The following is a 26,425-nucleotide window of genomic DNA, read 5'->3' on the forward strand; positions in this document are numbered from 1 at the left end:
CGCGGCAAGCATGGACCGCGCTGGCCTTTTTTTACGTCCCGTGGCCATCCAGCCAGCGGGTGATGCTGGCGCGCGCGGCATCGGCCAACGCCGCGCCATGCCGGCGCGCATCTTCCCGGATGGTGCGCGGGTCGACGCCCGCCTGACCCAGTTCGCAGCAATGCCCCACCAGCCACGGCTCGATGCGGTTCGCGTCCGCTTCCAGGTGGAACTGCAGGCCCAGCACCGCACTGCCCACCGCGTAGGCTTGTTGCTCGCACCGGTCCGTGCTGGCCAGCAGGGTCGCATTGGCCGGCAACGCGTAGCGGTCGCCATGCCAGTGCAGCACGGGCACGCCCGCCAGCGGCGCCAATGGGGAATCGCGGCCCGCGGCGGTCAGCGTCAGCGGGCCGAAGCCGATCTCCTTGAGTTCCATGGGCGAGACCGCGGCGCCCAGCAGCCGCGCGATGAGTTGCGCGCCCAGGCAGATGCCCAGCAGCGGCTTGCCGCTGGCCAGGCGGCGTTCGATCAGGTGCAGTTCCGCGGCCAGGAAGGGATAGGCTGCCTCGTCTAAGGCGCCCAGCGGGCCGCCCAGCACGACCAGCAGGTCCGCCGAGGCGGGGTCCACCGCCGCCAGCGTGTCGACGGCGGGGTCCAGGTACCGCACGTCATAGCCGCGTTCGCGCAGCAGGGGCTCCAGCGTGCCGAGGTCTTCGAAATGGACGTGGCGCAGGGCGAGGGCGGTTTTCATGCAGGGGACTCCGTGGCGGATTCGGGCCAGTAGTGGCTGTCGGGCAGGGCGCGGGCGCCGAAGATGGCCTGGCCCACGCGTACGACGGTAGCGCCTTCCTCGATGGCCAGTTCGAAGTCGCCGGACATGCCCATGGACAGGTCGTCCAGGGCGACGCCGTGCGGCGCCTGCTGGCGCAGCCGATCCCGCAGGTCGCGCAACAGCACGAAGCACGGGCGCACGTGCGCGGGATCGGCGGACAGCAGCGCCAGGGTCATCAGGCCGCGTACGCGCAACGCGCTGTAGGCGGGCAATGCGCGCACGAAGGCGGCCACGTCCGAGGGCGACAGGCCGAACTTGCTGGCTTCGCCCGAGGTGTTGACCTGCACCATCACGTCCAGCGATCGTCCTTCGGCCTGCAGGCGGCGGTCCAGGGCCTCGGCCACGCGCAGGCTGTCCAGCGCCTGGAATTCGCTGGCGAAGCGGGCCACCACCTTGGCCTTGTTGGTCTGCAGATGGCCGATGACCGACCAGCGCAGCCCGGGCAGGTCGGCCAGGGCATCGGCCTTGCGTTGCGCCTCTTGCACCTTGTTTTCGCCCAAGTCGCGGCAGCCTGCGGCGTAGGCCATGCGGATGCGGTCTTCCGGCACGGTCTTGCTGACGGGCAGAAGGCGCACGCCGGCGGGGTCGCGTCCGGCACGCGCGCAGGCGGCGCCGATCCTGGCGCGGACAGCCGCCAGATTGCGCTGGAAATCCGCGACGCTGTGCGCGGCAGGGTAGGGGGAATCATTTGTGGACAAGAGGTTCTCCACACTGCTACATTTTTGACATAGGACAAAGTTTATATTGTCGCGGGACAAATGGATATCACGGGAACCACAGCGTCTGAAATTTTCGACAGTGTCCGCCACGCGGTGCATGGCGGGCTCCTGCAGGCTGGCCAGGCGCTGCCGCCCGTGCGCGAGCTGGCCGAACGGCTGGGCGTCAATCGCAACACGGTGGCAGCCGCCTACGGCAAGCTCGCGGCCGCCGGCATCGCCGACACCCTCGGCCGCAACGGCACGGTGATCCGGCCGCAGGCGCGCACGGGCGAGCAAGAGGGCACGCCGCCCGAATCGCCGCTGGTGGACCTGGCCGGGGGCAGCCCGGATGCGTCCTGCCTGCCCGATCCGTTGCAGGCGTTGCGCGCGCAGGGTTACCGGCCTCCGGTATACGGGGCGCCGGTGCTGGATGCCGAACTGGAAGCCCTGGCGCGCCGCCGGCTGCTGCGCGATTGCGATAGGGAGTATCGCCTTACGCTGACGCACGGCGCGGTCGACGCCATCGAACGTCTCTTCGCCGCGTATCTCGTACCCGGCGACAAGGTGGCAGTGGAAGACCCATGCTTCCTGGGCAGCCTGAACGTGCTGCGCTGTGCGGGCCTGCAGGCAGGTCCCGTCGCGATGGACGCGCACGGCATGCTGCCCCGGGCGCTGGAAACCGTGTTGGCCGATGGCGCGCAGGCCGTGCTGTGCACGCCGCGCGCGCAGAACCCCACCGGATGCGGTCTGAACGAGCGGCGCGCGCGCGAGCTGCGGCGTGTGCTGGCGCGCTATCCGCACGTGCTGGTGATCGAGGACGACCACTTCGCGCTGCTCGCGCGCACGTCCTATTTTTCCATCGTGCCGCCCGGCGCGGCGCGCTGGGCGCTGCTGCGCTCCGTGTCGAAGTCGCTAGGGCCGGATCTGCGCATGGCCTTCGTGGCCAGCGATGCGGCCACGGCCGCGCGGCTGGGCATGCGGCTGGCGCCGGGCGCCGCGTGGGTCAGCCATCTGCTGCAGTCGGCCGTGCGCGGATTATTGGCCTCGGATCCCTCCATGGCGCGCATCGAGCAGGCCGCCGGGACCTACGCGCAGCGGCGCGAGGGGTTGATCGCGGCGCTGCAGTCGGTGGGCCTGGCGGCGATGCAGCCCTGCGACGGGCTCAACGTCTGGGTGCCCTTGCCGTGGCGGCAAGGTTCGGCCGCCGTGGTGCATGCACTGGCTCGCCTGGGCTGGTGCGTGCGCGGGGGAGAGAGCTTCGCCATCGCCACCGATGGCGCCGCGCTGCGCATCACCGCGTCGTCCTTGCCTCCCGGCGCGGCAAGGAGGTTCGCGGCGGACCTGCGGCGTTGCCTGGACGCGGCCTGACCGTGCCGCGGACCACGACAATCGATTGTGCGTGCCGCGCCATTCCATGCCATGCGCCGCGGCGGGCAGTGCGAACGCCGGCGTGTCCGCGGCACTGGGCCCTGAGGCATTCCGCCGCCTATCCGTGGCGATTGCCGCCCGGCATCAGGCCGGGTCGCCCCGCGCAATCCATGCCCGGGGTGACAGGCCCGTCCTGGCCGAGAATGCGCGCGACAGCGCCGATGCGTTGGCGTAGCCCAGCTCCTCGGCCAGCAGCTTGATGGGCCGCCCTTCCCGCAGCCGACTGCGCGCCAGCGCGATGCGCCAGCCGGCCAGGTAGTCGGCCGGCGTCTGGCCCACGACGTCGCGGAAGGTGGTGGCGAACGCCGTGCGCGACATGCCGGCGTAGTCGGCCATGCGTTCCAGCGGCCAGGGCTCGCCCGGATCGTCGTGCATGGCCACCAGAGCGCGGGCCAGGCGCGGGTGCGACAGGCCCGTGATCAGGCCGGGCTGGATGCCGGCCTCTTCGGGATGATCCAGCAGCCAGCGCAGCAGCTGCAGCACCACGACCTCGAACAGGCGGTCGGCCAGCAGCCGTTGGCCGCAGCGTACCTGTTCGGTTTCGGCGAACAGCAGCTCCAGCGCCGCTTCCAGGCCATGCACGCGCGCCAGCGGCAAGGCGATCAGGGCGGGCAGGGCGCGCGCCAGCGGATTTTCCGGCCCGCCGTCGAAGCGCAGCCGCGCGCACGTGAAGTCCGAACCTTCCCGCGGCGCGTTGACGAAGCGATGCGTGACGGGACACGGATAGAACAGCAGCGTGGGCTCGTTCAGACGCAGGGTCCTGGGCACGCCGCGCGCGCCGGGGTGGCGGACCTCGAGCTGCCCGCGGCGCAGCACGTGCAGGTAGCCATGGCCTTCTGCGGCATCGAAGTGCGTGACCCCGCACAGCACGCCCGCGTGATGCAGCTGGGCTTGCACGCGGAATCGTTCAAGCAGGCCGGACAGGCGGTCGATGGGCGCGGGCGTCATGGGTTTGAACGAAAAGATATGTTTTATGTATTGAAAGTGCTTTATGGTACATCGACCCCGGACAGAATGGATACGCGTTCAAACACGTACGCGGCGGGCCGAACCTGCAACGCGCTGCGCGCAGCCAGAGTCCCGCCCATTCAACCTGTTCGAGGAGTCTCGTCATGTCCCGTGTCAATCTTCAAGCCGAAAACACTCCCGCCGCCAGCCAGGCGCTGCTGTCGCAGATCCATCAGGCCTTCGGTGCCACGCCCAACATGTTCAAGGCGGTGGCCAATTCGCCCGCCGCGCTGCAGAGCATGTGGTCCGCGTTCGGGGCCCTGGGCCGCGGCACGCTGGGCGCCAGGCTGGGCGAGCAGATCGCGGTGGCGATCGCCAACCGCAACCGCTGCGAGTACTGCCTGGCGGCGCACACGGTGCTGGGCCAGAAGGCGGGCGCGTCGTCCGCCGAGATGGCAGCCGCGCAGGTGGGGCGGTCCGAGGATCACCGCACCGCCGCGGCGCTGGCCTTCGCATTGAAGGTGGTGGAGTCGCGTGCCCAGGTCGGCGCGCAGGACGTGGCCACGCTGCGCAGTGCGGGCTTCGACGACGGTCAGGTCGTCGAGATCCTGGCGCATGTGGCGCTCAATCTGTACACCAACTACATCAATGTGGCGCTGGACGTGCCGGTGGACTTTCCGGCGGTGGCATTGAAGTAGCCGGCCGCTTATTGCTGCTTTGCCGGCCGCAGCCGCGCAGCCGTATTCGCGCGAGCGCGGCCGGCAGGTGCGCGTCCTGGCCGGCCGTACCGTTCATCGCACCATGCAGGGCCGCTTGTTGTCGAACTTCCAGCCCGGGATGAGGTATTGCATGGCGACGGCATCGTCGCGCGCGCCCAGGCCGTGCTGCTGGTACAGCGCGTGGGCGCGCTCGACGGCGTCCATGTCCAGCTCGATGCCCAGGCCGCCCGTTTGCGGCAGCTCGACGCAGCCGTTGCGGATCTGCAGCGGATTGCGCGTCAGGTGCTGGCCGTCCTGCCAGATCCAGTGCGTGTCGATGGCGGTGACGCGCCCGGGCGCGGCGGCGCCGACGTGCGTGAACATGGCCAGCGAGACGTCGAAGTGGTTGTTGGAATGCGAACCCCAGGTCAGGCCGAAGGCCTGGCAGGTCTGCGCCACGCGCACCGAGCCCTGCATGGTCCAGAAGTGCGGGTCGGCCAGCGGAATGTCCACGGATTGCAGCGACAGGGCATGCGCCATCTCGCGCCAGTCGGTGGCGACCATGTTGGTGGCGGTGGGCAGGCCGGTGGCGCGCCGGAATTCGGCCATCACTTCGCGGCCCGAGTACACGCCTTCCGCGCCGCACGGGTCTTCGGCATAGGCCATCACGCCGTGCAGGTCGCGGCACAGGCGCACGGCGTCCGCAAGCAGCCAGCCGCCGTTGGGATCGAGCGTGATGCGCGCCTGCGGAAAGCGTTCGTGCAACGCGCGGATGGCTTCGACCTCTTCCTCGCCGCGCAGGGCGCCGCCCTTGAGCTTGAAGTCCTCGAAGCCATAGCGTTCGTAGGTGGCTTCGGCCAGCCTGACGATGGCCTCGGGCGTCAGCGCCTTCTCGTGGCGCAGGCGCAGCCAGTCGTCGGCGGCGTCGGGCGCGCTCTGGTAGGGCAGGTCGGTCCGGGCGCGGTCGCCCACGTAGAACAGGTAGCCCAGCATCTGCACCGAGGTGCGCTGCACGCCTTCGCCCAGCAGGGCAGCCACGGGCACGCCCAGGTGCCTGCCCAGCAGGTCCAGCAACGCGGACTCGGCCGCCGTGACGGCGTGGATCGCCACGCGCAGGTCGAAAGTCTGCTGGCCGCGGCCGCCGCTGTCGCGGTCGGCGAACGTCTGCCGCATGCGGTTCAGCGTGTGGTTGTAGTTGCCGATGGAGCTGCCTACGATGAGGTCGCGCGCGTCTTCCAGCGTGGTGCGGATCTTCTCGCCGCCGGGCACTTCGCCCACGCCGGTGTTGCCGGCGCTGTCCGTAAGGATGATCAGGTTGCGCGTGAAGTACGGGGCGTGCGCGCCGCTCAGGTTGAGCAGCATCGAGTCGTGGCCCGCGACGGGCACCACGCGCATCTGCGTGACGACGGGCGTGGAAGACTGCTGGGAGTGGGACATATAGGCCTTGCCGGTTGTGCCCGGCCGCGAAGGGCCGGGCGGGTTGCTACGTTGCGGCGATCATTGCACCGTGATGTTGCCTGTCTGGATCACCGTCTTCCAGCGCGCGCTTTCCTGCTGCTGGAACTTGGCGAATGCCTCGGGCGAATTGGCGACGACTTCCAGGCCCAGGTCGATGAAGGGCTTGCTGACGGCCGGGTCCTTCAGGGCGGCGCCCAGCGCGCCGGACAGTTTGCCGCGCACGTCCGCAGGCAGGCCCTTGGGCGCCACCACGGCCTGCCAGGCGTAGACGGTCAGGTCGGCCACCTTGGCCTCGGCGAAGGTCGGCACGTCGGGCAGCACGGGCGAACGCTTGTCGCCGGTGACTGCGATGGCCTTGAGCTTGCCCGACTTGATGTGCGGCAGCACCGCGTTGACGTTCTGGAAGGACATGTCGACCTGGCTGCCCAGCAGGTCCTGGATGGCCGGCGCACCGCCCTTGTAGGGCACGTGCAGGCCCTTGGTGCCGGTCTTCTGCCAGAACAGTTCGGCGGTCAGGTGGTCGGACGAGCCGGCGCCCGAGCTGGCGAAGCTGAGCTCGCCCGGCTTGGATTTCAGCAGCTTCAGCACGTCGTCGACGTTGTTCACCGTGGGTGCGATCTTCGGGCTGACCACCAGCACGTTGGGCGTCTGGACGGCAACGGTCAGGTAGGTGAAGTCCTGCGCCGGGTCGTACGGAATCTTCATCAGGTGGGGCGCCACGACCAGCGGGGCCAGCGAGGTCACCAGCAAGGTATAGCCATCGGGCGCGGCGCGAGCGACCTGCGAAGCGCCGATGGTGCCGGTGGCCCCGGCCTTGTTCTCGACCACGAAGGACTGTTGCAGCTGCTCGCCCATCTTGTTGGCCAGCGCGCGGGCCACCGAATCCGTGGCGCCGCCCGCCGGGAAGGGCACGATCATCGTGACGGGCTTGTCGGGCCAGGCCTGGGCCAGGCCGGCGGCGGCCATCAGGCTGGCGGCCACAATCCACTTGAACGCGTTGCGTTTCATTGCTGTCTCCTCGAAGGTATTTATGTTTTGGTAACGTTACCATTTGGATTGGTAACGTTACCATCCAAGGTATCCGGCAGTGTAGAACAAGCAGGACGACGCGATATCAGGGGAAACCCCAGGCGGTTGGGGCGGCGCCCGGCGCCGTCACCGGTTAGTCTTGGTGGCCCCGCGGGTGCGGGGATTTCGCCTCGCTTTCTCCAACGAAACGCCTGCATGCCGTCCGACAAATCCGCCCGATCCTCCCCTCGCGCCAGCGTCACGGTGCGCGACGTCGCCCGTGCGGCGGGCGTGTCGATGATCACGGTCTCGCGCGTCATCAACACGCCCCAGCACGTCTCGCCCAGCACGCTGGAGAAGGTCAACGCCGCGATCCGCGCGCTGGGCTACGTGCCCAACCTGATGGCGGGCGGCCTGCGGCTGTCGCGCAGCAACCTGGTGATGGTGCTGGTGCCGACCGTGGCGGGTTCGCTGTTCGGCGGCATGCTGACCGCGCTGACGCGGTCGCTCGAGGCCAAGGGCTTCCAGCTGATGGTGGGCCAGAGCGGCTACGACGCGCCGCGCGAGGATGCGCTGCTGCGCGCCATCATCGGCCGCCGGCCCGACGGCATCGTGCTGACCGGCGTGATGCATTCCGAGCAGGGACGCGCGCTGCTGAAGGCCTCGGGCATCCCCATCGTCGAGACCTGGGATACCACCGACACGCCCATCGACATGCTGCTGAGCCTGTCGCACGACGACATCGGCGCTGCCGTCAGCCGCTATCTGCACGAGTCGGGCAAGACGCGGCAGGCGGTGCTGTGCGGCGACGACGAGCGGGCGCACCGGCGCGCGCAGAGCTTCGCGCGCACGGCCGTGCAACTGGGCCTGCCCGAGCCCGTGATCCATTACCTGCCCGCGCCGACGACGCACGCGCAGGGCCGCGAAGGCCTGAGGCGCCTGCAGCAGGGCGAGGGCATCGACTCGGTGTTCTGCACGTCCGACCTCATGGCCAGCGGCGTCATCACCGAAGCGCTGGCGCAGGGCCTGCGCGTGCCCGAGGACCTGTCGGTGGTGGGCTTCGGCGACATGGAGTTCGCCGCGTCGATGCTGCCCTCGATCACGTCGGTGCACGTGGACGGCGCGGCCATCGGCGCGCAGGCGGCGCAGATGATCGCCGCGCGCGTCAACGGCGAAGCGCCGCCGCAGGCCGTGGTGCGGATCGGGTTCGAGATCGTCAGGCGCGACAGCGCGTGAGCTGGCGGGTGTGGCAGCGCGGTGATGCTGTCGGTGAGCGTTGCGTGACGCCGCGCGGCCTGACGCGGCGTCAGGGCAGCTTGACGACGCGGCCGTCGCGATGGACGACGTAGTTCTCGCCGCCGTCCTTCTGCGAGGTGAGCTTGCCGTTCTTGAAGGACGAGGTATAGGTGAACTCGGGCTTGACCAGCGGCTTGCCGTGCTCGTCCAGGATGCCCCAGCGCTGGGGCTGGTCCATGTACCAGTAGCGGTCTTCGCCGGCCGGGATGATGGGCTTGTCGCTGGAGAAGATCAGCCTGCCCTGGCGGTCGCGCACGTCATAGCGCTCGCCCTGGCGCGTCAGCAGGCGCTTGGCGTCGATGACGTCGATGGCGTCGTACTCGGGCTCCAGCAGCAGGTTGCCCTGCAGGTCGTACAGGCCTGTCTTGTTGCCTGAAGCGGAGTGCACGAGGATGACGCTGCGGGAGCGTTCGAAGCCTACACCGCCGTACTGCAGGGGCACCAGGATGCGGCCGCTCCTGTCGATCACGCCCATGCCGCCGCCGTCCTCTTTCGAGATCGAGGCATAGGGGGCGCCGTCGAACGAGGTGTATCGGTAATAGCCGGGTTCGTTGCTGATCCAGCCATCCTGCGACTTGTCGTAGAAGCCGGACAGGAAGGGCTTGCCGGCCGCCCGATCCTTGTTGGCCTGCTGCTGCTTCTGGAACTGCACGTAGGCCTGCGCGGAGGCCTTGCCCGCGCGTTCGCCCTTCTCGGATGCCGAGCGTTCCAGCGGTTCGATTGGTTCCTCGGGGCAGGCGGGCTCCATGGCCTTGTCGCCGCCGTGCTTGCGGAAGGCCGTGGCGTAGCCCGCGCAGAAGGCATCGGCGTACGTGCTGTAGGTGCCGTCGCCATTGGGCACGCCGACGGCGTCCTGGAGCCCGTCTGCCGGCGAGGACGCATACGGGGCATCGCCGGCGGCCGCCGCGGCATCGGCCGCCGGGCCTGCCGCGTCTTCCACGGTCTGTTCGGCGGCATCGGCGCCCTCCGCGGGCTGGGCCTGCGCGGCCATGCCGGCTGCCACGATCGACAGCCCGGCCAGCAGGTGCGGCGCGAGGCAGCGACGGAACATCGAGTCGGTCGAGGGCCTGGCGGGAAACTTGGGCATGGACGTGGCCGGCGTGGGAAGGGGATGCCATTCTGCCAAGCCGTGGCGCCGGCCTGGGTAACAGTTGGAATCGGCCGTTACGGTCGGTGGCACGTGTCGAAGCCCGGCGCCGCCCGCGTCGAGGCATGCGAAGCGGTCCCGCAGAGGCGAAGCATGCGGCACGCCGTGGTGGCCGCGCACGCCCTGCGGCATACCTTCAGTGCGCGCTGGCTCTCGCATAGAACCCGTCCTGCTTCAGCAGCGCCTCGTGCGTGCCGGCCTGCGCCAGGCGGCCGTCCTGCAGCACCAGGATCAGGTCCGCGTCCTGGATGGTGGACAGGCGGTGCGCGATGACCAGCGTAGTGCGGTGCTGCATCAGCACATCCAGCGCGGCGCGCACCTGCAGCTCGGACAGCGTGTCCAGGTGCGAGGTGGCCTCGTCCAGGATGAGCAGCGGCGCGTTCTTCAGGAAGGCGCGCGCGATGGAGATGCGCTGGCGCTGCCCGCCCGACAGCTGCATGCCGCGCTCGCCGACGCGCGTGGCCAGGCCCTCGGGCAGCGTGCGCACGAAGTCGGCCAGCGCCGCCTGTTCCAGCGCGGCCTGCAGGTCGGCCGCGCTGGCGTCGGGCCGAGCCAGGCGGATGTTGTTCTCCAGGGTGTCGTTGAACAGGTAGGTGTCCTGCGTGACCAGCGCCACGCAATCGCGCAATGCGTCCAGGTTCATGTCGCGCACGTCCACGCCGCCCACGCGGATGGCGCCGGCGCGCGGGTCCCAGAAGCGCAGCAGCAGGCTGGCCACGGTGCTCTTGCCCGCGCCGGACGCGCCCACCAGCGCGGCCGTGGCGCCCGCGGGCACGGTGAAAGCCAGCTGCTTGAGCGCGTCGCCGCGCTGGCCGGGATAGGCGAAGCTGACGTCCTCGAACGCGATGGACAGGCCCTGCGGCGCGTGCGGCGCGGGCAGCGGGCCGTCCGTCACGGGCTCGGTTTCGTGCGACACCACGTGCAGCCGGCGCGAGGCGGCGATGGTGTCGGCCAGTTGCCGGCTGACCTGCGAGATCTCGGAGACGGGCAGGAAAGTGGCCAGCGAAATCAGGATCAGCAGCGGCAGCATGCCTGCCGACAGCGTGCCCGCGGACACCTGCAGCGCGCCGACCACGGCCACGGCCAGGCCGCCCAGGCCCATCGCCATCTCGAACCAGGCGGTCTGCGCCGACAGGTCGCGCAGCAGCGCCAGGCGGCGCTGCGCATAGCGCTGGGCCACTTCCAGGAAGCGCACGCGGCGGTGGCCGGTGGCCTGGAAGGCCGTCAGTTCCGCCAGGCCCTGGATGGTGTCGGTCATGTGCGCGCTCATCTCGCCCAGTGCGCCGCGCGCCTTGTCTCCCAGCGCGTCGATGCGGCGGCGGCCGCGGATGGGCGACAGCAGGGCATAGGCCAGGAAGGGCAGCAGCGCGAGCGCCACGGGCCAGCTGTAGGCTGCCAGGAAGCCCAGCACGGTCAGCGGCACCAGCACCGCCACGACGGCCGGGCCGATGGTATGGGCGTAGAAGTATTCGATCATCTCCACGTCCTGCGTGGCCAGCGACACCAGGTCGCCGGATCGGCGCTGCAGCAGGTAGGCGGGCGCCAGCCGTTCCAGCTTGTCGTAGAGCTTCACGCGCATGTCGCCCAGCAACTGGTACGCCATGGCATGCGCCAGCCAGGACTCCAGCCAGTGGAACAGCGCGGCCAGCGGCGCGGCCACCAGCAGCCCGGCGACGAGCCAGCCGGTGTCGCGGCCGTCGCGGATCGCGGCCACCACCAGCGCGCTCAGCACGCCCACGCCGACGTAGGCGGCCACGCGGGCCACGCCCAGCAGGATGGTGGCGACCAGCGTGCCGCGCCAGGGACGCACCACGGCCAGCAGCGTGGCCACTGTCTGCCGCCAGTTCACCTGCTCGGCATCCGCGTCCAGCGCGCGTTGCGCGGGGCCGGCGTGCGGCGTCGCGATGGCGCCCGCGGACGGGACGTTCCCCATCCGTTCGTCGCCGCGCGCGGACGGCGCCGCGGCGCGTCGGCGGGCCGCGTCCTGCTCGTGCATCAGCGTGTAGTACAGGCCGCGGCGCTGCATCAGCTCGGCGTGCGTGCCTTGCTCGACCACGCGGCCCTGGTCCAGCACCAGGCTGCGGTCGGCGCCGACCACGCTGGCCAGGCGATGCGCCAGGATCAGCGTGGTGCGTCCCGCCATCAGGCGGTCCAGCGCCTGCTGGATGAGGGCTTCGTTCTCGGTGTCGACGGACGACAGCGCCTCGTCCAGCACCAGGATGGGCGCGTCGCGCAGCAGGGCGCGCGCGATGGCCACGCGCTGGCGTTGGCCGCCCGACAGCTGCAGGCCGCGCTCGCCGATACGCGTGGCGTAGCCTTCGGGCAGCGCCATGACGAAGTCGTCGATGTTGGCGGCGCGCGCCGCGGCCCGCACTTGCTCGTGCGTGGCGTCGGGACGGCCCAGGCGCAGGTTCTCGTCCAGCGTGCCGTGGAACAGGGTGATGTCCTGGCTGACCACGGCGATGCGCGACAGCAGCGCCTGCGCGTCCAGTTCGCGCACGTCGCGGCCGCCCACGCGCACCGCGCCGGATTGCGCCAGCGCTTCCTTCAGCAGCAGGCGCACGATGGTGGACTTGCCGGCGCCGCTGGGGCCGACCACGCCCACGTGTTCGCCCGCCTCGATGCGAAAGCGCAGGCCCTGGTGGGCGGGACGCTCGGGCGTGTAGGCGAAGGCCACGTCGTCGAATTCGATGGTGGGGGCCAATTGCGCCGCAGGCGTGTCCAGGCCCTGCGCGGCCAGCTTCGAGGCGGTGGACTCGGCGTCCATCAGCGCGTGGATGCTGGCCGCGGCCGACTGGCCCAGCATGCCCCGGTGCAGCACGGCGCGCAGGTCGCGCAGCGGCCGGAAGATCTCGGTGCCGGCCATCAGCACGATCAGCAGGGCTTCCACGCTCATGTCGCCCGTGGTGACGCGCCAGGCGCCCAAGGTCAGCGCCAGCGCGGCGCCCAACGCCACGCCCAGATCGCTGATGCCGCGCGTCAACAGGCTGACCGACAGCACCCACATCGTGCCTTCGGACAGGCGCCGCGCGCGGTCGGCCAATCGGCGGCCCCACGACTTGCCCTGGCCGAAGGACTTCAGCGTGGGCAGGCCTTGCACGGCATCCAGGAAGTCCTCGCCGAAGTCCTTGAGGGACTTCGAGCGGGCCAGGCTGGCGCGCCGGTCCAGCATGTGCACGGCCATGGGGCCGAACAGGGCGAACAGCGCGGCGGCCAGCAGCACCAGGGCGGTGGGCACGTCCCAGAACGCGATGACCGCGAAGATGGCGAAAGGGGCGGCGGCCGCGATGGCCACCTGCGGCAGGTATTGGCCGAAGAATGTCTGCAACTGCTCCACGCCGTCGACCACGGTGAGCATGACGCCGCCGGTGCGCTGGTTGGCGAACCACGCGGGGCCCAGCGCCACGATGCGGTCGTACAGCCGGCTGCGCAGCACTTGCTGCACGGCGGCCGCGCAGCGGTTGGCCTGCACGCCGCGCCAATGATCCAGGCCCGCGCGCAGCACCACCATGGCCGCGGCCCAGGCGGCCGGCACCGCCCAGGCCGGCCAGGGCTGGCCGGCGAACACGGCGGCCAGCATCTGCCCCAGGAATACGTAGCGCGCGATGCCCGCGCCCAGGGCCAGCAGGCCCAGCAGCACGCCGCCCGCCATGCGGCCGCGCATGCCCGCGGTGAACTGCCAGAGCCGATAGTCGAAATACATGTCCTGTCCTTCGATGATTCCGTATGCCGCCATTGTGGCCGCCCTCGCGCGGGCGCGGGGATCGATGGTTTTTCGATGCAGGGTTGAGTTAAATTGCACCCATGTCTCCGCCGCTCGACAGAATGCCGCCCCTGGCCGCGCTGCGCGCCTTCGAAGCCGTCGCCCGCCTGGGCAGCCTGAGTCGCGCCGCCGCGGAACTGAACGTGACCAAGAGCGCGGTCAGCCACCAGCTGCGCGCGCTCGAGACCGACCTGGGCGTGGCGCTGCTGCGGCGCGGCGGCACCACGCGGCGCGCGGAGCCCACCGAGGCCGGCGCCGACCTGCTCGCTTCCGTGCAACAGGCCTTGACCCTGCTGGCCACCGCCTGCGGCAACGTGCGCGCCGCCGCTCGGGGGCGCCGGCCCAGCCGCCTGAACATCTCGGCCAATCCGTCGTTGGCGGCCCTGTGGCTGGCGCCGCGCATCGGCCGTTTCATCGAGGCGCATCCCGGCATCGACGTCCAGGTCTACCTGCACGCCAACCAGGACCCGGCCTGGATCGAGCAGGATCTCGACCTGGCCTTCCTGCACGTGCGCGCAGGGGGGCCGCCGCGCCAGGCGGAACCCGGCGACATTCCGCTGATGACGGAAAGCGTGGTGCCCGTGTGCAGCCCGGCGCTGATCCCCGAGGGCCAGCGCGCCGACCCCGCCGTTTTCGCCCGCCATCGCTGGCTGGAGGAGAAGCACGTGGCCAGTCCCGAGACGGGTTGGCGTGTCTGGCACGAGCGCCTGGGGCTGGCCGCGCATGACTGGCAGGACCCCCTGGTGCTCAGTGGCCTGAGCACGGTGGTGTCCGCCGCGGTCGCGGGTGTGGGCATCGCGCTGGGCCGCCTGCCGCTGATCGACGACGAGATCGCGCGCGGCGGGCTGGTGCCGCTGATGGGCGGCCTGCGCCTGCCGGGCTCGTGGGGCTACGTCATGCGCATGCGGCCGCATCGTCCGCACGATGCCGCGCTGCCGGCGCTGGTGGAGTTCCTGCTGGGCGAGGCGCAGGCGCGGGGGTAGCGGCGCCTGCGCGGGGCTAGTCCGCGGCCGCCGCCACGGCCGACGAGTACAGACGCCGGTACGACGCGCCCGGGTGCGTGTCCCGCAGGCGATCCCGTCCGAACAGCTTGTTGCGCAGCGTGCCCGGCCGGTACTCGCGCTTGGCCAGGCCGCGCTTCTGCAGCACGGGCAGCAGTTCGGCGTTGAACACTTCGTACGAGCCCGGGATCATCCAGTTGATGACATTGACGCCGTCTATGCCCGCGGCCTGCCACACCTCCAGCTGGCCCGCGATCTGTTCGGGCGTACCGACGAGGCGAGCATGGCGGCGCGACACCAGCCGGGCCAGGTCGGCCACCGTGGGTTCGCGGCCAGGCGTGGCGCGGCGCAGCCATTCGATGTGGCTGCGTCCGCCGTTGGTGCGGATGTCGGCCAGCAGCATGTCGGGCGGATAGGGCTTGCCGGTGTCCTGCGACACGCCCACGTTGGAATGCGCCAGGAAACCGTCGATGCTGATGTGCGCGTCCAGCTCGGCCTCGCGCCGGCGCGCCTCTTCCTCGGTGCTGCCCAGCACGAAGGAAAAGCCCTGGATGAACTTCAGGTCGTTGCCGTCGCGTCCGTGGCGCTGGGCCAGCTGGCGGGTTTCCGTGATCAGGTCGCGCGCGGCCTGCGGATTCGGCGCGGCGATGAACTGCCCTTCGGCGTGCTGCGCGGCGAAGGCGCGGCCCGCCGGCGATGAACCCGCCTGGTACAGAACGGGCGTGCGCTGGGGCGACGGCGACGGCAGGTGGGGGCCTTCGACGCGATAACGCTTGCCCACGTGGTGGATCTTGTGGATCTTGGCCGGGTCGGCGAAGACGCCGCGCTTGTCCTTCTTCAGCGCATCGTCTTCCCACGAGCCTTCCCACAGCTTGTAGACCACTTCCAGGTACTCCCTGGCCCATTCGTAGCGCTCGTCGTGCTCGGTCAATCGGTCGAAGCCGAAGTTGCGCGCGGCATTCTCCTGAGTGCTGGTGACGATGTTCCAGGCCAGCCGGCCGCGCGTGATGTGGTCCAGCGTCGAGGCGCGCCGCGCGAACTCGAAGGGATGGGCCTGCAGCACGGAACTGGTCAGCGCGAAGCCCAGGTGCTCGGTGTTCACCGCCAGCGCGGACAGCAGCACCGACGGGTCGTTGCTGGGAATCTGCAGGCCTTCCTGCACGTTCACCGTGTAGTCGCCGTTGACGGGGCCGTACAGGCCCACCACGTCGGCGAAGAACATGGCGTCGAACAGGCCGGCTTCCAGCGTCCTGGCCAGGTCGATCCACAGCCGCACGTCGTCGAACTCGGCCTGGCGCGCCTCGGGATGGCGCCACAGGCCGTGCTGGATGTGCGATGCCGTGTTCATCACGAAGGCGTTGAAGATCAGTTCTTTCATGTCGGGAATCTCCGTTCAGGCCGCGCGCCGCAGGCGCGGGATGGCCGCCACCAGGCGGCGCGTGTAGGGATCGCTGGGGCGCAGGAAGACGTCGTCGACGTCGCCCTGTTCCACGACGCGGCCGTTGCTCATCACCAGCACGCGGTCGCTGACGTGGTGCACCACGCCCAGGTCGTGCGAGATGAACAGGTAACTCACGCCCAGCTGTGTCTTCAGGTCCAGCAGCAGGTCCAGCACCTGGGCCTGGATGGACACGTCCAGTGCCGAGACCGGCTCGTCGCAGACGATGATGCGGGGGCGCGGCGCGATGGCGCGCGCGATGGCCACGCGCTGGCGCTGTCCGCCGGACAGTTCCAGCGGCCGGCGCGCGCGGTACGAGGCCGGCAGGCCGGCCAGGTCGAGCAGCTCGCCCACGCGCGCGCGCCGCCGCGCGGTCCGGTAGGACCCCGTGCCGCCTTCTTCGTGCGGCAGGCTGTCCTCGATGATGCGTTCCACGGTCCAGCGTGGATCGAAGGAGCTCAGTGGGTCCTGGTAGATGACCGAGATGTCGCGCCGGGTCGGCCGCCGCTGGTTCTCGGACAGCGCGGTCCAGGGCAGGCCGTTCATCAGCACGTGGCCCTCGCTGGGCGTTTCCAGCGCCAGCACCATGCGCGCCAGCGTGGACTTGCCGGAGCCGGATTCTCCGACCACGCCGAGGGTCTGGCCGGCATGCAGGGTGAAGGACACGTCGCGCACCACCGTGCGCGTCACCTTGTCGGGCCCGGTGAAGCGCTTGACCAGGCCCTGCGCATGCAGCAGGGGCGTGGCTGCCTCCTGCGCGGGCACGGCGGCATCGCGTGCCAGCAGGGGCTCGGTGCGCGCCAGCCGCGGCGCGCCGGCCTCGGCCAGCCGCGCGCCGCGCGAGTGCGCCGACGGGACGGCGGCCAGCAGCCTGCGCGTGTAGTCGTGGCGCGGATCGCGGAAGATCTGGCCGGCGGGGCCGCGCTCGACCACTTCGCCGTGCCGCATCACCAGCACTTCGTCGGCCATGCGCGACACCACCGCCAGATCGTGGCTGATGAGGATGAGCCCCTTGCCGCGTGCGCGGGTCTCGTTCAGCAGGTCCAGGATCTGCGCCTGGATGGTGACGTCCAGCGCGGTGGTGGGCTCGTCGGCCACCAGCAGGGCCGGGTCCAGCGCGAGCGCCGACGCGATCAGCGCGCGCTGGCGCTGGCCGCCCGACAGCTCGTGCGGCAACTGCCGTATCTTCAGCTCGGGCTCGGGAACGCCGACCTGCCGCAGCAGCTCGATGGCCTTGGCGTCGCGCTCCGCGCGGGTGCGCGCCAGGCCGTGCAGCCGCGGGCCCTCGCCGATTTCCTGGCCGACTCTGCGCAGGGGATCCAGCGACACCAGCGCATCCTGCAGCACGAAGCCGATGCGCGCGCCGCGCAGGCGGCGCCATCGCGCGTCGTCGTGCCCGCGCAGGTCTTCGCCATGCAAGGCGAGGGCGTCGGCCTGCACGCGCGCGCCGTGGCCGGCCAGGCCGACCAGCGAGCGCGCGGTCACGCTCTTGCCCGAGCCGGATTCGCCCACGATGGCCAGGCACCTGCCGGGGGCGACGGTGAAGGACACGCCCTTGACGACGGGTCGCTCCGACGCGCCCTGGCCGAAGGCCACACGCAGTCTGGACACTTCCAGCAACGGCGCGGCCGGGTGCTCGTGCGCCGTGTCCACGGCGGGTGTACCGTCGTGCTGCGCACTCCGGTATTCGCGCTTGGGGCGGCCCGGCGGGTTCACTGGGGTACCGTCGTGCTGCGCACTCCGGTATTCGCCCTTGGGGCGGCCCGGCGCGCTCATGATTCCACCTTGCCTTCCAGGCGCTGCTGCAGGTGCCTGCCCACCACGGTCATCGACAGCGCGAACAGCACGATGGCCAGGCCGGGCATGACTTCCAGCCACCACGCGCGGGTGATGTAGTTGCGCCCCGCGTCCAGCAGTGCGCCCCATTCCGGCGCGGGCGGCGCCACGCCCAGGCCCAGGAAGGCCAGGCCGGATGCCCACACGATGGCCTGTCCCACGCCCAGCGTCAGCATGGCGACCAGCGGGCTGAGCGCATTGGGCAGGATGTGGCGGCGGATCACGCGGGAGTACGGATGGCCCAGCGCGCGGGCCGCTTCGACGTAGCCCGATCCGCGCACGGCCAGCACCTGGCCGCGGATCATGCGCGCATAGCCCGGCGCGGTGCCGATGCCCACGGCCACGATCTGCGTGCCCACCGTGGTGCCGAACACCGAGACGAACAGCAGCGCCAGGAACAGCGTGGGAAACGCGAACAGCACGTCCAGGAAACGGCTGATGGCGGTGTCGACGACGCGGTTGGACAGCCCGGCCGTCACGCCGAGCGCCAGCGCGATCGCCATGCTCAACGCGGTGGCGCCCAGGCCGATGGACAGGGACTGCCGCGCACCCTCGACCACGCGCGAATACAGGTCCCGTCCCGCCTGGTCCGTGCCCAGCAGGTGGTTCCACGACGGCGGCTGCAGCGTCGCCGTCAGGTCGAGCTTGTAGGGCCCGTGGGTCTGCAGCACGGTCGGCGAGATGGCGGCCACCAGGAAGAAGGCGATGACGCCCAGCGCCAGCCACACTCCCGGCGGAATGCCGGCCGGAACGATGCCGCGCAGCCGCAGGCGCGTCCAGGCGGGCAGGGGTCTCGCGGCAAGTGTGGAGTCGGTCATGTCGGATCCTTGGCAAGGACGTGGCGGGGCGGCGAGTGCAGTGGGGATGTCATAGCTTTATCCTGGGATCGACGACCCGGTAGAGGCGATCCACCAGCAGGTTGGCCAACAGGTAGATGCCGGCGCAGACGAGGATGATTCCGGACACCAGCGGGATGTCGCGCGCGGCCGTGGCCGTGACCAGCACGCCGCCGATGCCCTGCCGTGCGAAGACGGCCTCGATCAGCACCGCGCCCGAGAACAGCTTGCCGATGGCCCATCCCGACAGCGTCACGCCGGGCAGCACGGCATGGCGCAGCACGTGCCTGAGGCGCACGCCCAGGTCGCTCATGCCGCGCATGCGCGCGGACGTGACGAAGGGCTGCTCCAGCACGCGGGTGTACTCGTCCTGGATCACCTGCCCAAGGAAGCCGGCCAGCGGCAAGGCCAGCGACAGCGTGGGCAGCACGAGTCCCGCCAGCGTGTTGCGGCCCTCGACCGGAAAGACCTGCAGCTGGATGGCGAACACGACCAGCAGGATCGTGCCGATCCAGTAGGGCGGCAGCGTGGCCAGCACCACCTGCAGGTTGCCGGACAGCCGCGCCCAGGCGTTGCGCCGGCCCGCCGCGGATACCGTCAGCACCACCGCGATCAGCCAGGCGGTGGCCAGCGCGCTGGCAGTCAGCACCAGCGTGGGCACGATCTGGGCGGCGATGATGTCCGCGACCTGCGTGTGCTGCTGGTAAGAGGCGCCCAGGTCGCCGCGCACCAGGCCGCCCAGGTAGCGCAGGTACTGCACCACGAGTGGCTGGTCGAAGCCGTAGCGGGCGTTGACCGCGTCGACCTCGGCCTGCGTCGGATTGGTCAGGTTGCCCGCGGCCAGGTTGATGATCAGCCTGGCCTTGTCGCCCGGCAGCAGGCTCTGGATGAGGAAGGTGAAGGTCGCGGCCGCCCATAGCACGGCCACGACGGTCAGTAGCCGGCGCGCCAGCCAGCGCAGCGTCGGCCAGGCGGGCCCGCGGGTGTCGGGCGTCGGTGCGTCAGTGATGGCGGTGTTCATTTTTCGAAGTACGCGTCGGAGAAGACGGGCTCGCCCACGGCGCCGCGGGCCAGCCAGACGTCTTTCAGTTTCGGGTCGGAGGCGATGGTGACGGGCAGCACGGTGAATCCGACCACGGCCGCGTTGTCCACGATCAGTCGCTCGGCCTGCCTGTACAGCTGCGTGCGCCGGGCGTCGTCGAAGGTCTGGTCGGCCTCGTCGATCAGCTTCCACAGCGCGGGGTCCTGGAAGCGCGAGGCATTGTTGGCGTTCACGCGGCCGGGCTCGTCGGAACGCCAGGACACGCGGAAGATCTCGGCGGTCGAGGCCACCCAGTAGGCCGGCTGGATCTCGTAGTCGTTCGGGCCGCGGTTCTTGCCCGCATACCACTCGGCCTGCGTGGTGGGCAGCAGCCGCACGTCGAAGCCGGTCTCGCGCGCCTGCTGCTGGATGATCTGCAAGGCCTGCACGCCGTCGGGCGTGACGTGCGAGACCGAATAGGCGATGCGCACCACCAGCGGCTGCCCGTCCTTGGTGCGGATGCCCTGCGCGTCGCGTGCGGTCCAGCCGGCTTCGTCCAGCAGCTTGCCGGCCCGGACACTGTCGTACGGATAGGCGTCGGCAAGCTCCCTGGTGTACTCGGGCGAACTCTGCGCCAGGGCGCCGTTGCCCTCGAAGGGCACCGAACCCAGGAACGCGGCCTGCACCGCGCCCTTGCGGTCGGAGGCCTGCGCGAAGGCGCGCCGCACCCGCACGTCGTCGAACGGCGCGCGCGCGGTGTTCAGCTGGAAGCGCAGCGGTGACCCGCCCGTGATGTGCTGCTGCACGGTGTAGCGCTTGTTGGCCTCCTGCCAGTTCACGGCGGGCACGTCGTAGATGACGTCGGACTCGCCGGACAGCAGCGAGCCATAGCGCACCGTCGGCTCTTTCAGGAACTTCCACACCAGGCCGTCGACGTAAGCGGGGCCCTGGTGCTTCGCGTCGGCGGGGGCCGAGTTGTAGTCGGGGTTGCGGCGGAACACCACGTCCTGGCCGTGGTTCCACTTCTCGACGATGAAGGGACCCGAGCCGACCGGCTTCTCGCAGTTCACCTTCAGGCCCTGCTTCAGGGCGGTGGGCGACAGGATGCCGTGCACCGAATGCGACAGCACGTTGAGGAAGGGGTAGTAGGGCTGGTTGAACTCGATGCGCACGGTCAGCGGACCGGCCGCGGTGGCGGTCTTGAACTGTTCGCCGAAGTACAGGTTCGAGGCGTTGTTGCGGCGATCCGGGTCCTTGCTCAGCCAGCCGGTGAAGTTGTCCACGACGGCCTGCGCATCCAGCGGCGTGCCGTCTGTGAACTTCACGCCGGGCTTGATCTCGAAGGTGTAGACCTTGTGGTCGTCGGAGATCGTCCATGACGTGGCCAGCCACGGCACGATCCTGCCGTCCGCCGTGCGCGACACCAGGTTGTCGCTGAACTGGCGCTGCAGATACCACTGCTGCACCCAGCCGCCGAACAGGCATGGCGGCTCCTGCAGATGGCCGTACTGGATGATGCCGCCTCGCGTGGGCTCGCCGGCGGCGTGCGCGGCCGGGACGCCGCCCAGCAGCGAGAGGATGACGGCGGCGGTGCGCAGGGGAAAGGCCAACGATGCGGTCGAGTCGGCGGGGCGCGACATGGATAACGGTCTCCAGCGGAAGGGGCGTAGGGGAATCAGCCGAGCGTGTCGGCAAGTTCGGGCGCGGGCTGCGGCAGCGGCAGTCCCAGGTGGCCGCGCAGCGTGTCGGCGCGGTATTCGGTGCGGAACAGGCCCTTGCGCTGCAGCAGCGGCACGACGTGTTCGACGAAGGCGGGCAGGCCGTCCTCCAGCGCGTCCGGCATGATGTTGAAGCCGTCGACGGCGCCGCTGTCGAACCATGCAGCGATGTCGTCCGCGATCTGTTCCGGCGAGCCCGCCAGCACGCGATGGCCGCCGCCCTGGACGCTGGCCAGTATCTGGCGCACGGTCAGGCCGGCGCGCGCCAGGCGGTCGATCGTGCGGTGATGGCCGATGGAGGCGGTCAGGGATTCGAAGGGCGGCAGCAGTTCGGCGGCGATGGGTTCGTCCAGCTTCAGCTTCGACTCCGGCACCTGGATGCGGCCGGCCAGCGCGCGCAGCGCGTTCTCGGGATCGAGCAGGGCGTCGATGCGGGCCTTGCGCTGCAAGGCGTCGACTTCGGTGCCGCCGATGAAGGTCACCAGGCCGGGCAGGATCAACGGCGCCTGCGCGCGGCCCCGCTGCGCGGCCAGCGCGCGCAGCCGGCGGCCTTCGTGCAGCGCCGTGTCCAGGTCGCCCGCCGCCGAGAACACGGCGTCCGCGTTGCGCGCGGCCAGGTCCAGTCCTTCGGCCGAGCCGCCGGCCTGCACCAGCACGGGACGGCCCTGCCGCGAGCCGGGATGCGTCAGCACGCCGGTCACGTCGAAATGCCGGTTGGCGGCGCGCACGGGCCGCAAGCGGCCGGTGTCGCAGAAGATGCCCGAGGCCTGGTCTGCGATCACGGAATCCGCGTCCCAGCTGTCCCACAGGGCCAGCACGACCTCCACGAACGCCTCGGCGCGGTCATAGCGCTGCGCGCGGCCCTGCTCGGCGCCGCCGAAGCTGGCCACCGTGGCCGAGTCGGACGTCGTCACCGCGTTCCAGGCCGCGCGGCCCTGGCTGATCACGTCCAGCGACTGGAAGCGGCGCGCCAGGTTGTAGGGCTCGTTGTAGGTGGTCGATGCGGTGCCGATCAGCCCGATGCGCGAGGTCTCGCGGGCGATGGTGGCCAGCACCAGCGTGGGCTCCAGGCCGTTGGTGGGCGGCTGGCGCGTCAGGTCCCACGGGATGGCCGGACGATCGGCCAGGAACACGGCATCGAGCAGTCCGCGCTCGGCGACCTTCGCGGCGCGCACGTAATGTTCGATGTCGTAGAACGCATTCGGATTGGTGCCGGGCCAACGCCAGGCGGCGGCATGTCCGCCCGCGCCGTGCAGGTTCACACCAAGGTGCAGTTCTCGCTTCTTCGCCGGCATTCGTGTGTTCCGTTCGAGGCTGTTCAGATGTCCTCGAATGGTGAATGCGGCGTCGGGATAGCTCAATAGCCGGATCAGACCGATCTCTTCTATCGGTATGCCGGAACCGCGCAATGCCCCTGAAAAAAGGCGTGAAACGCGAAAAATTCCCCACGGATCACGCCTATGTTTATGCGCGTTTGTTTATGCGTCTTTGCTCATGCGCGCAGGCATGGCATCGATGCGATCAGATGCCCTGTCCGCCGGACACCTCGATGCGCTGCGCGTTGATCCAGCGGTTGTCCTCGGCCAGCAGGCTGGCGATCATGGGGCCGATGTCGTCGGGCACGCCCACGCGGCCCAGCGCGGTGATGCCGGCGAAGAACTGGTTGAAGTCCGGCGTGTCGCGCACCGCGCCGCCGAAGAAGTCGGTCTCGATGGCGCCCGGCGCGACGGTGTTGACGGCGATGCCGCGGCTGCCCAGCTCCTTGGCCATGTAGACGGACAGCACCTCCACCGCGCCCTTGACCGCGGCGTAGGCGGACCAGCCCGGCGCGGACACGCGGGTCAGGCCGGTGGACAGGTTGACGATGCGGCCGCCGTCGGCCAGCAGCGGCAGCAGTGCCTGCGTCAGGAAGAACACGCCCTTGAAGTGCACGTCGACCAGCCTGTCGAACTGCGCGACCGTGGTGTCGGCGAGGGCGGCGTGGTCGCCATGGCCGGCGTTGTTGACCAGATGGTCGAAGGTGTCGCGCGACCAGGTGGCGCGCAATGCATCGCGCAGCTGAGCGGCAAACGATGCGAAGGCGGCCGCGTCGCCCACGTCCAGCTGCAGGGCGATCGCCCGGCGGCCCATGGCCTGGATCTCGTCCACGACGGCCTGCGCCTGGTCGGCGCGGCTGTGATACGTGATGACGACGTCGCCGCCGCGGCGGGCGACGTTCAGTGCGGTGTTGCGGCCCAGGCCGCGGCTGGCGCCGGTGATGAGGGTGATCTTGGTCATGGGAGGCTCCTGTTGAAAAGGACTCCAGTGTGCGGCGGCGGGACGGGTCGGCGTTGCCGGAAAATCGGCGTTCTTTGCCTAAACCTCCAAGGCGCGCGGATGGCGGTTTCCGACAGGTGCACGGCCCGCGGCAACGCGGTAGGCTAGCCGCCATGACCGCCGCCCTGCTCGACGCCGTCCGCGTCCATTCCCAATTCCACGCCAATGCCGACGGCGTGTCGCAGACCCCGATCCCCGGGCTGACGACCGTGCGCGCCACCGCGCGCAGCGGCCTGGTGTACGCGATCTCGCGTCCCATGGTGTGCCTGGTCCTGCAGGGCAGCAAGCACGTCACCATGGGCACGCAGGGCTATGCGTTCTCGGCGGGGGATTCGCTGCTGATCACGGCCGACGTGCCCACTGTCAGCCAGATCACCCGGGCCAGCGCGGCGGCGCCGTATTTCTCGCTCGTGCTGGAGCTGGACCTGGCCTTGATCGCGGAACTTGCCGCGCAGATGCAGGCCAGCCGTGGCGCCGGGCACGTGCCCGTGGGCGTGGAGCCCACCGATGCCGAGGTGGCCGACGCCGCGCTGCGGCTGATGCGCCTGATCGACCGGCCGGCGTCGGTGCCGATGCTGCACGCGCAACTGGTGCGCGAACTTCATTACTGGCTGCTGATGGGGCGGCATGGCCCTGCCATCCGCCGCCTGGGTTGGCCGGGCAGCCATGCGCAACGGGTGGGCCGTGCGGTGGCCTTGCTGCGCGAGCAGTATGCGCAGCCGCTGCCGGTGCAGCGGCTGGCCGCCGTGGCCGGCATGAGCGCCTCGTCGTTCCACCAGCATTTCCGCGCAACGACCTCGCTGTCGCCGCTGCAGTTCCAGAAGCAGCTGCGCCTGATCGAGGCGCGCCGGCTGATGCTGGCCGAGGGCGTGACGGCCAGCAGCGCCGCGTTCGCGGTGGGCTATGAAAGCGTGCAGCAGTTCACCCGCGAATACGGCCGCCTGTTCGGCCAGCCGCCGGTGCGCGACACCCGCGCCACGCGCGGCAGGACGCGCGCGATGGCGGCGTGAAACGGCCTCGTTCGTCGGCGTGCGCGGCGGCCTAGCGCGCCGGCCGCCGTACGGCGCGCAGCTTGCCGCTGGTGCTTCCGCCGCAATAGAAGCAGTCGCCGCCCGCCTCCAGCCCAGACACCTCGGTGCCGGCCGGCATCTGCAGCACCTGCAGCACCTCGCCGCTGCGGGGATCGATGCGGCGCAATTCGCTGGCGTCGTCTTCCCAGGTGCCGTGCCACAGGTCGCCGTCGGCCCAGGTGATGCCAGTGACGTGGCGGTCCGAATTCAGCGTGCGCAGGATCCTGCCCGTGTCGGGATCGACTTGATGGATGCGGCGTGCGGCGTACTGCCCCACCCACAGCGAGCCCTCGGCCCAGGCCATGCCCGAGTTGCCGCCTTCCGGCGCGGGCAGGTCGTCCAGCACCTCGCCGGTCCGCGGATCGAGCTTCTTGATGCGGTCGCCGACGAACTGGAACAGGTGCTTGCCGTCGAACGCCGTGCCCGCCTGCGCGGCGACGTCCAGCGTGCGCACCACCTGCCCGCTCTGCGGGTCCAGCGCGCACAGACTATGGCCGGTGGCGAACCACACCCGGCTGCCGTCATAGGAGACCCCATGTATGTCTGCCACATCCGGGAAGGGGCCGTACTCGCGGATGATTTCGGCTTTGGTCGTGTCCATGGGGCCATGCTAGTGCGCGGACAACGGTAGCGGGAGTAACAACGGCGTCGCGATTTCCATCGCCGCGGGCAGGCTCCAGCGGCGCGCGCGGCCACGTCCGAATGCCTGCGCCCGGCCTTGTGCCGCCAGCGCTTCCAGCGTGCGCTGCACGGTGCGCTGGCTGGCGCCCAGCGCCAGCGCCAGGGCGGAACTGGACCAGGGCAGCCCGTCGGCCAGGCAGGCCAGCACGGCGGCATGCGGCTGGTCCGTCGGACGCGCCAGCACGGCGACGTCGCATGCCGCGCGCGGCACCAGGGTGAACCCGCCTGGCACCGCCTGTATGCCGGCCAGGTCATGCATCGCGGTGCGCAGCCGGCCGATCTCCACTCGCAGGCGGGCGCGATGCGTGTCATCGGCGTAGCGAGTGCGGAAGGCCTGCGCGATCAGCGCCTGTCGCGGCGCGGGACGCGGCCAGGCCTCGGCCAGTGTGCGCGCCAGGGCGAACAGCACCGGACGCCGCGCCAGCGAGACGGCCTGGCCCGGGGCGCAGACGAGGTGGCGGCACGCGTCCACCACCAAGGCCGGCGATTGCAGCAGCGTTTCCACCTCGTCCAGCGGCAGGGGCCGCGCGTCGCCGCGCGACAGCAGGGTGGCCGCGGGCGCGGCCAGCAGGGCGCGCGCGTGGTCGACCTCGGCCTGCAGGGCGGCGATGCCGCTGTCACGCGCGGCGTCGGCGGCGCGGTCCAGGGCCGCGCGGGCATCGCGTGCGCGCAGTTGCCGCAGCGCCAGCCCCGCCGAGGCCAGGTGATGCGCGGCCTGGATGGCGGGCGGCAGGGGCAAAGGATCGAAGCCGGCCAGGGCGTCCTGCGCCGTCTGCAGGTCGCCCGTCAGCAGCAGGTGGCGGATCTCGAGGTGGCGCGCGTAAGCGGCGTTCAGGCGGTCTCCGTGTGCGGCCAGCGTGGCGCGGGCCGCCTTCAAGGCCTGCGCCGGCCACCCCAGGTCGCGCGAGGCCAGGGCGATCTCGGCCTCGGCCACGGCGCAGCGGGCGCGCGCCACGGGCTGCGCCGATCCGAAGGCGCGCGCGGCCGCGCGGACCAATGTGCGTGCGCGCTCCAGGTCGCCCAGCTGCGCCATCGCGATGCCGCGCAACGCCAGCGCCGGCGCGTCGTCGCGCAGGGCGACGCGGTTCAGCGCGGCGAGCGGATCAGCCGCCGACAGCGCGCGCGCCGCGGCCGAGATGTCGTGGTCCATCGGAATCCCGCCACATTTGTCACTCCCCGCCGTCTGGCGACCCGGCCTAATCTAGCACGCAGGCAGCCGCGGCACGCGGGCCGTCCACACGCCCGAGGGCATT

At 70.6% G+C, this 26,425-nt stretch carries 21 protein-coding genes; 5 read left to right on the top strand and 16 right to left on the bottom strand.

The window, feature by feature from the left end; genetic code table 11:
- Positions 1-31 precede the first annotated feature (31 nt).
- Together FS845_RS02360 and FS845_RS02365 are read right to left on the bottom strand one after the other, a co-directional pair.
- A complete protein-coding gene (locus FS845_RS02360) occupies positions 32-730 on the bottom strand; it encodes a glutamine amidotransferase (protein WP_144630523.1) in 699 nt (232 codons plus the stop codon).
- On the bottom strand, positions 727-1,509 hold the full coding sequence (locus FS845_RS02365; RefSeq protein WP_260986108.1) for a YggS family pyridoxal phosphate-dependent enzyme: 783 nt from the start codon (positions 1,507-1,509) through the stop codon (positions 727-729). Before FS845_RS02365 ends, FS845_RS02360 begins: the two co-directional genes overlap by 4 nt.
- 60 nt (positions 1,510-1,569) lie before the next feature.
- Between FS845_RS02365 and ptsJ the strand changes: the two genes are divergently transcribed.
- Positions 1,570-2,877 (top strand): transcriptional regulator PtsJ, encoded by a 1,308-nt coding sequence (ptsJ, locus tag FS845_RS02370; RefSeq protein ID WP_144630525.1) that lies wholly within the window; start codon positions 1,570-1,572, stop codon positions 2,875-2,877.
- 144 nt (positions 2,878-3,021) lie between these two features.
- Here ptsJ and FS845_RS02375 read toward each other — a convergent pair whose 3' ends face one another.
- Complete coding sequence (locus FS845_RS02375; RefSeq protein ID WP_144630526.1) at positions 3,022-3,885, bottom strand: AraC family transcriptional regulator; 864 nt, start codon at positions 3,883-3,885, stop codon at positions 3,022-3,024.
- A 164-nt stretch (positions 3,886-4,049) separates the two neighbouring features.
- Here FS845_RS02375 and FS845_RS02380 point away from each other — a divergent pair, with 164 nt between their 5' ends.
- The gene (locus FS845_RS02380) at positions 4,050-4,583 is read left to right on the top strand and encodes a carboxymuconolactone decarboxylase family protein (protein ID WP_144630527.1); all 534 of its coding nucleotides are present in this window, start codon (positions 4,050-4,052) and stop codon (positions 4,581-4,583) included.
- Positions 4,584-4,676: 93 nt separating this feature from the next.
- Here FS845_RS02380 and gudD read toward each other — a convergent pair whose 3' ends face one another.
- Both gudD and FS845_RS02390 read right to left on the bottom strand, forming a co-directional pair.
- Positions 4,677-6,020 carry a glucarate dehydratase gene (gene gudD, locus FS845_RS02385; protein WP_144630528.1) on the bottom strand — a complete coding sequence of 448 codons (1,344 nt, stop codon included), beginning with the start codon at positions 6,018-6,020 and terminating at the stop codon, positions 4,677-4,679.
- 60 nt (positions 6,021-6,080) lie between these two features.
- Positions 6,081-7,049 (bottom strand): Bug family tripartite tricarboxylate transporter substrate binding protein, encoded by a 969-nt coding sequence (locus tag FS845_RS02390; protein ID WP_144630529.1) that lies wholly within the window; start codon positions 7,047-7,049, stop codon positions 6,081-6,083.
- 216 nt (positions 7,050-7,265) lie between these two features.
- Between FS845_RS02390 and FS845_RS02395 the strand changes: the two genes are divergently transcribed.
- Positions 7,266-8,285 carry a LacI family DNA-binding transcriptional regulator gene (locus FS845_RS02395; RefSeq protein ID WP_144630530.1) on the top strand — a complete coding sequence of 340 codons (1,020 nt, stop codon included), beginning with the start codon at positions 7,266-7,268 and terminating at the stop codon, positions 8,283-8,285.
- A 70-nt stretch (positions 8,286-8,355) separates the two neighbouring features.
- Here the strand turns inward: FS845_RS02395 and FS845_RS02400 are convergent, their stop codons facing one another.
- Together FS845_RS02400 and FS845_RS02405 are read right to left on the bottom strand one after the other, a co-directional pair.
- Positions 8,356-9,432, bottom strand: coding sequence for a WG repeat-containing protein (locus tag FS845_RS02400; protein WP_186332126.1), 1,077 nt, complete (start codon positions 9,430-9,432; stop codon positions 8,356-8,358).
- 196 nt (positions 9,433-9,628) lie between these two features.
- Entirely contained in the window at positions 9,629-13,195 is a 3,567-nt protein-coding gene (locus tag FS845_RS02405; RefSeq protein WP_144630532.1) for an ATP-binding cassette domain-containing protein, read from the bottom strand.
- A gap of 101 nt (positions 13,196-13,296) precedes the next feature.
- Between FS845_RS02405 and FS845_RS02410 the strand changes: the two genes are divergently transcribed.
- The gene (locus FS845_RS02410) at positions 13,297-14,238 is read left to right on the top strand and encodes a LysR substrate-binding domain-containing protein (protein ID WP_144630533.1); all 942 of its coding nucleotides are present in this window, start codon (positions 13,297-13,299) and stop codon (positions 14,236-14,238) included.
- A 16-nt stretch (positions 14,239-14,254) separates the two neighbouring features.
- Here FS845_RS02410 and FS845_RS02415 read toward each other — a convergent pair whose 3' ends face one another.
- The 7 genes from FS845_RS02415 to FS845_RS02445 all read right to left on the bottom strand — a co-directional run bounded on the left by FS845_RS02415 (position 14,255) and on the right by FS845_RS02445 (position 23,382).
- A complete protein-coding gene (locus FS845_RS02415) occupies positions 14,255-15,634 on the bottom strand; it encodes an LLM class flavin-dependent oxidoreductase (RefSeq protein ID WP_186332127.1) in 1,380 nt (459 codons plus the stop codon).
- Positions 15,635-15,649: 15 nt separating this feature from the next.
- Positions 15,650-17,470, bottom strand: coding sequence for a dipeptide ABC transporter ATP-binding protein (locus tag FS845_RS02420; protein WP_144630535.1), 1,821 nt, complete (start codon positions 17,468-17,470; stop codon positions 15,650-15,652).
- Entirely contained in the window at positions 17,467-18,348 is an 882-nt protein-coding gene (locus tag FS845_RS02425) for an ABC transporter permease (protein WP_144630536.1), read from the bottom strand. The genes FS845_RS02420 and FS845_RS02425 overlap by 4 nt, the downstream gene beginning before the upstream one ends.
- Before the next feature lie 49 nt (positions 18,349-18,397).
- The gene (locus FS845_RS02430; protein ID WP_144630537.1) at positions 18,398-19,387 is read right to left on the bottom strand and encodes an ABC transporter permease; all 990 of its coding nucleotides are present in this window, start codon (positions 19,385-19,387) and stop codon (positions 18,398-18,400) included.
- Positions 19,384-21,027, bottom strand: a complete 1,644-nt coding sequence (locus FS845_RS02435; RefSeq protein WP_144630538.1) for an ABC transporter substrate-binding protein — start codon at positions 21,025-21,027, stop codon at positions 19,384-19,386. Before FS845_RS02435 ends, FS845_RS02430 begins: the two co-directional genes overlap by 4 nt.
- 35 nt (positions 21,028-21,062) lie before the next feature.
- The gene (locus FS845_RS02440) at positions 21,063-22,400 is read right to left on the bottom strand and encodes an NtaA/DmoA family FMN-dependent monooxygenase (protein WP_144630539.1); all 1,338 of its coding nucleotides are present in this window, start codon (positions 22,398-22,400) and stop codon (positions 21,063-21,065) included.
- Between the two features lie 226 nt (positions 22,401-22,626).
- Positions 22,627-23,382, bottom strand: coding sequence for an SDR family oxidoreductase (locus tag FS845_RS02445; protein ID WP_144630540.1), 756 nt, complete (start codon positions 23,380-23,382; stop codon positions 22,627-22,629).
- 152 nt (positions 23,383-23,534) lie between these two features.
- Here FS845_RS02445 and FS845_RS02450 point away from each other — a divergent pair, with 152 nt between their 5' ends.
- On the top strand, positions 23,535-24,431 hold the full coding sequence (locus FS845_RS02450; protein ID WP_144630541.1) for an AraC family transcriptional regulator: 897 nt from the start codon (positions 23,535-23,537) through the stop codon (positions 24,429-24,431).
- A gap of 31 nt (positions 24,432-24,462) precedes the next feature.
- Here the strand turns inward: FS845_RS02450 and FS845_RS02455 are convergent, their stop codons facing one another.
- A complete protein-coding gene (locus FS845_RS02455; RefSeq protein ID WP_144630542.1) occupies positions 24,463-25,092 on the bottom strand; it encodes a DUF6923 family protein in 630 nt (209 codons plus the stop codon).
- 9 nt (positions 25,093-25,101) lie between these two features.
- Positions 25,102-26,322: a helix-turn-helix domain-containing protein gene (locus FS845_RS02460; protein ID WP_144630543.1), complete on the bottom strand. Its 1,221-nt coding sequence runs from the start codon at positions 26,320-26,322 to the stop codon at positions 25,102-25,104.
- Positions 26,323-26,425: the final 103 nt, after the last annotated feature.

This window comes from Bordetella genomosp. 13, from assembly GCF_007679965.1.
Lineage (GTDB): Bacteria > Pseudomonadota > Gammaproteobacteria > Burkholderiales > Burkholderiaceae_B > Bordetella.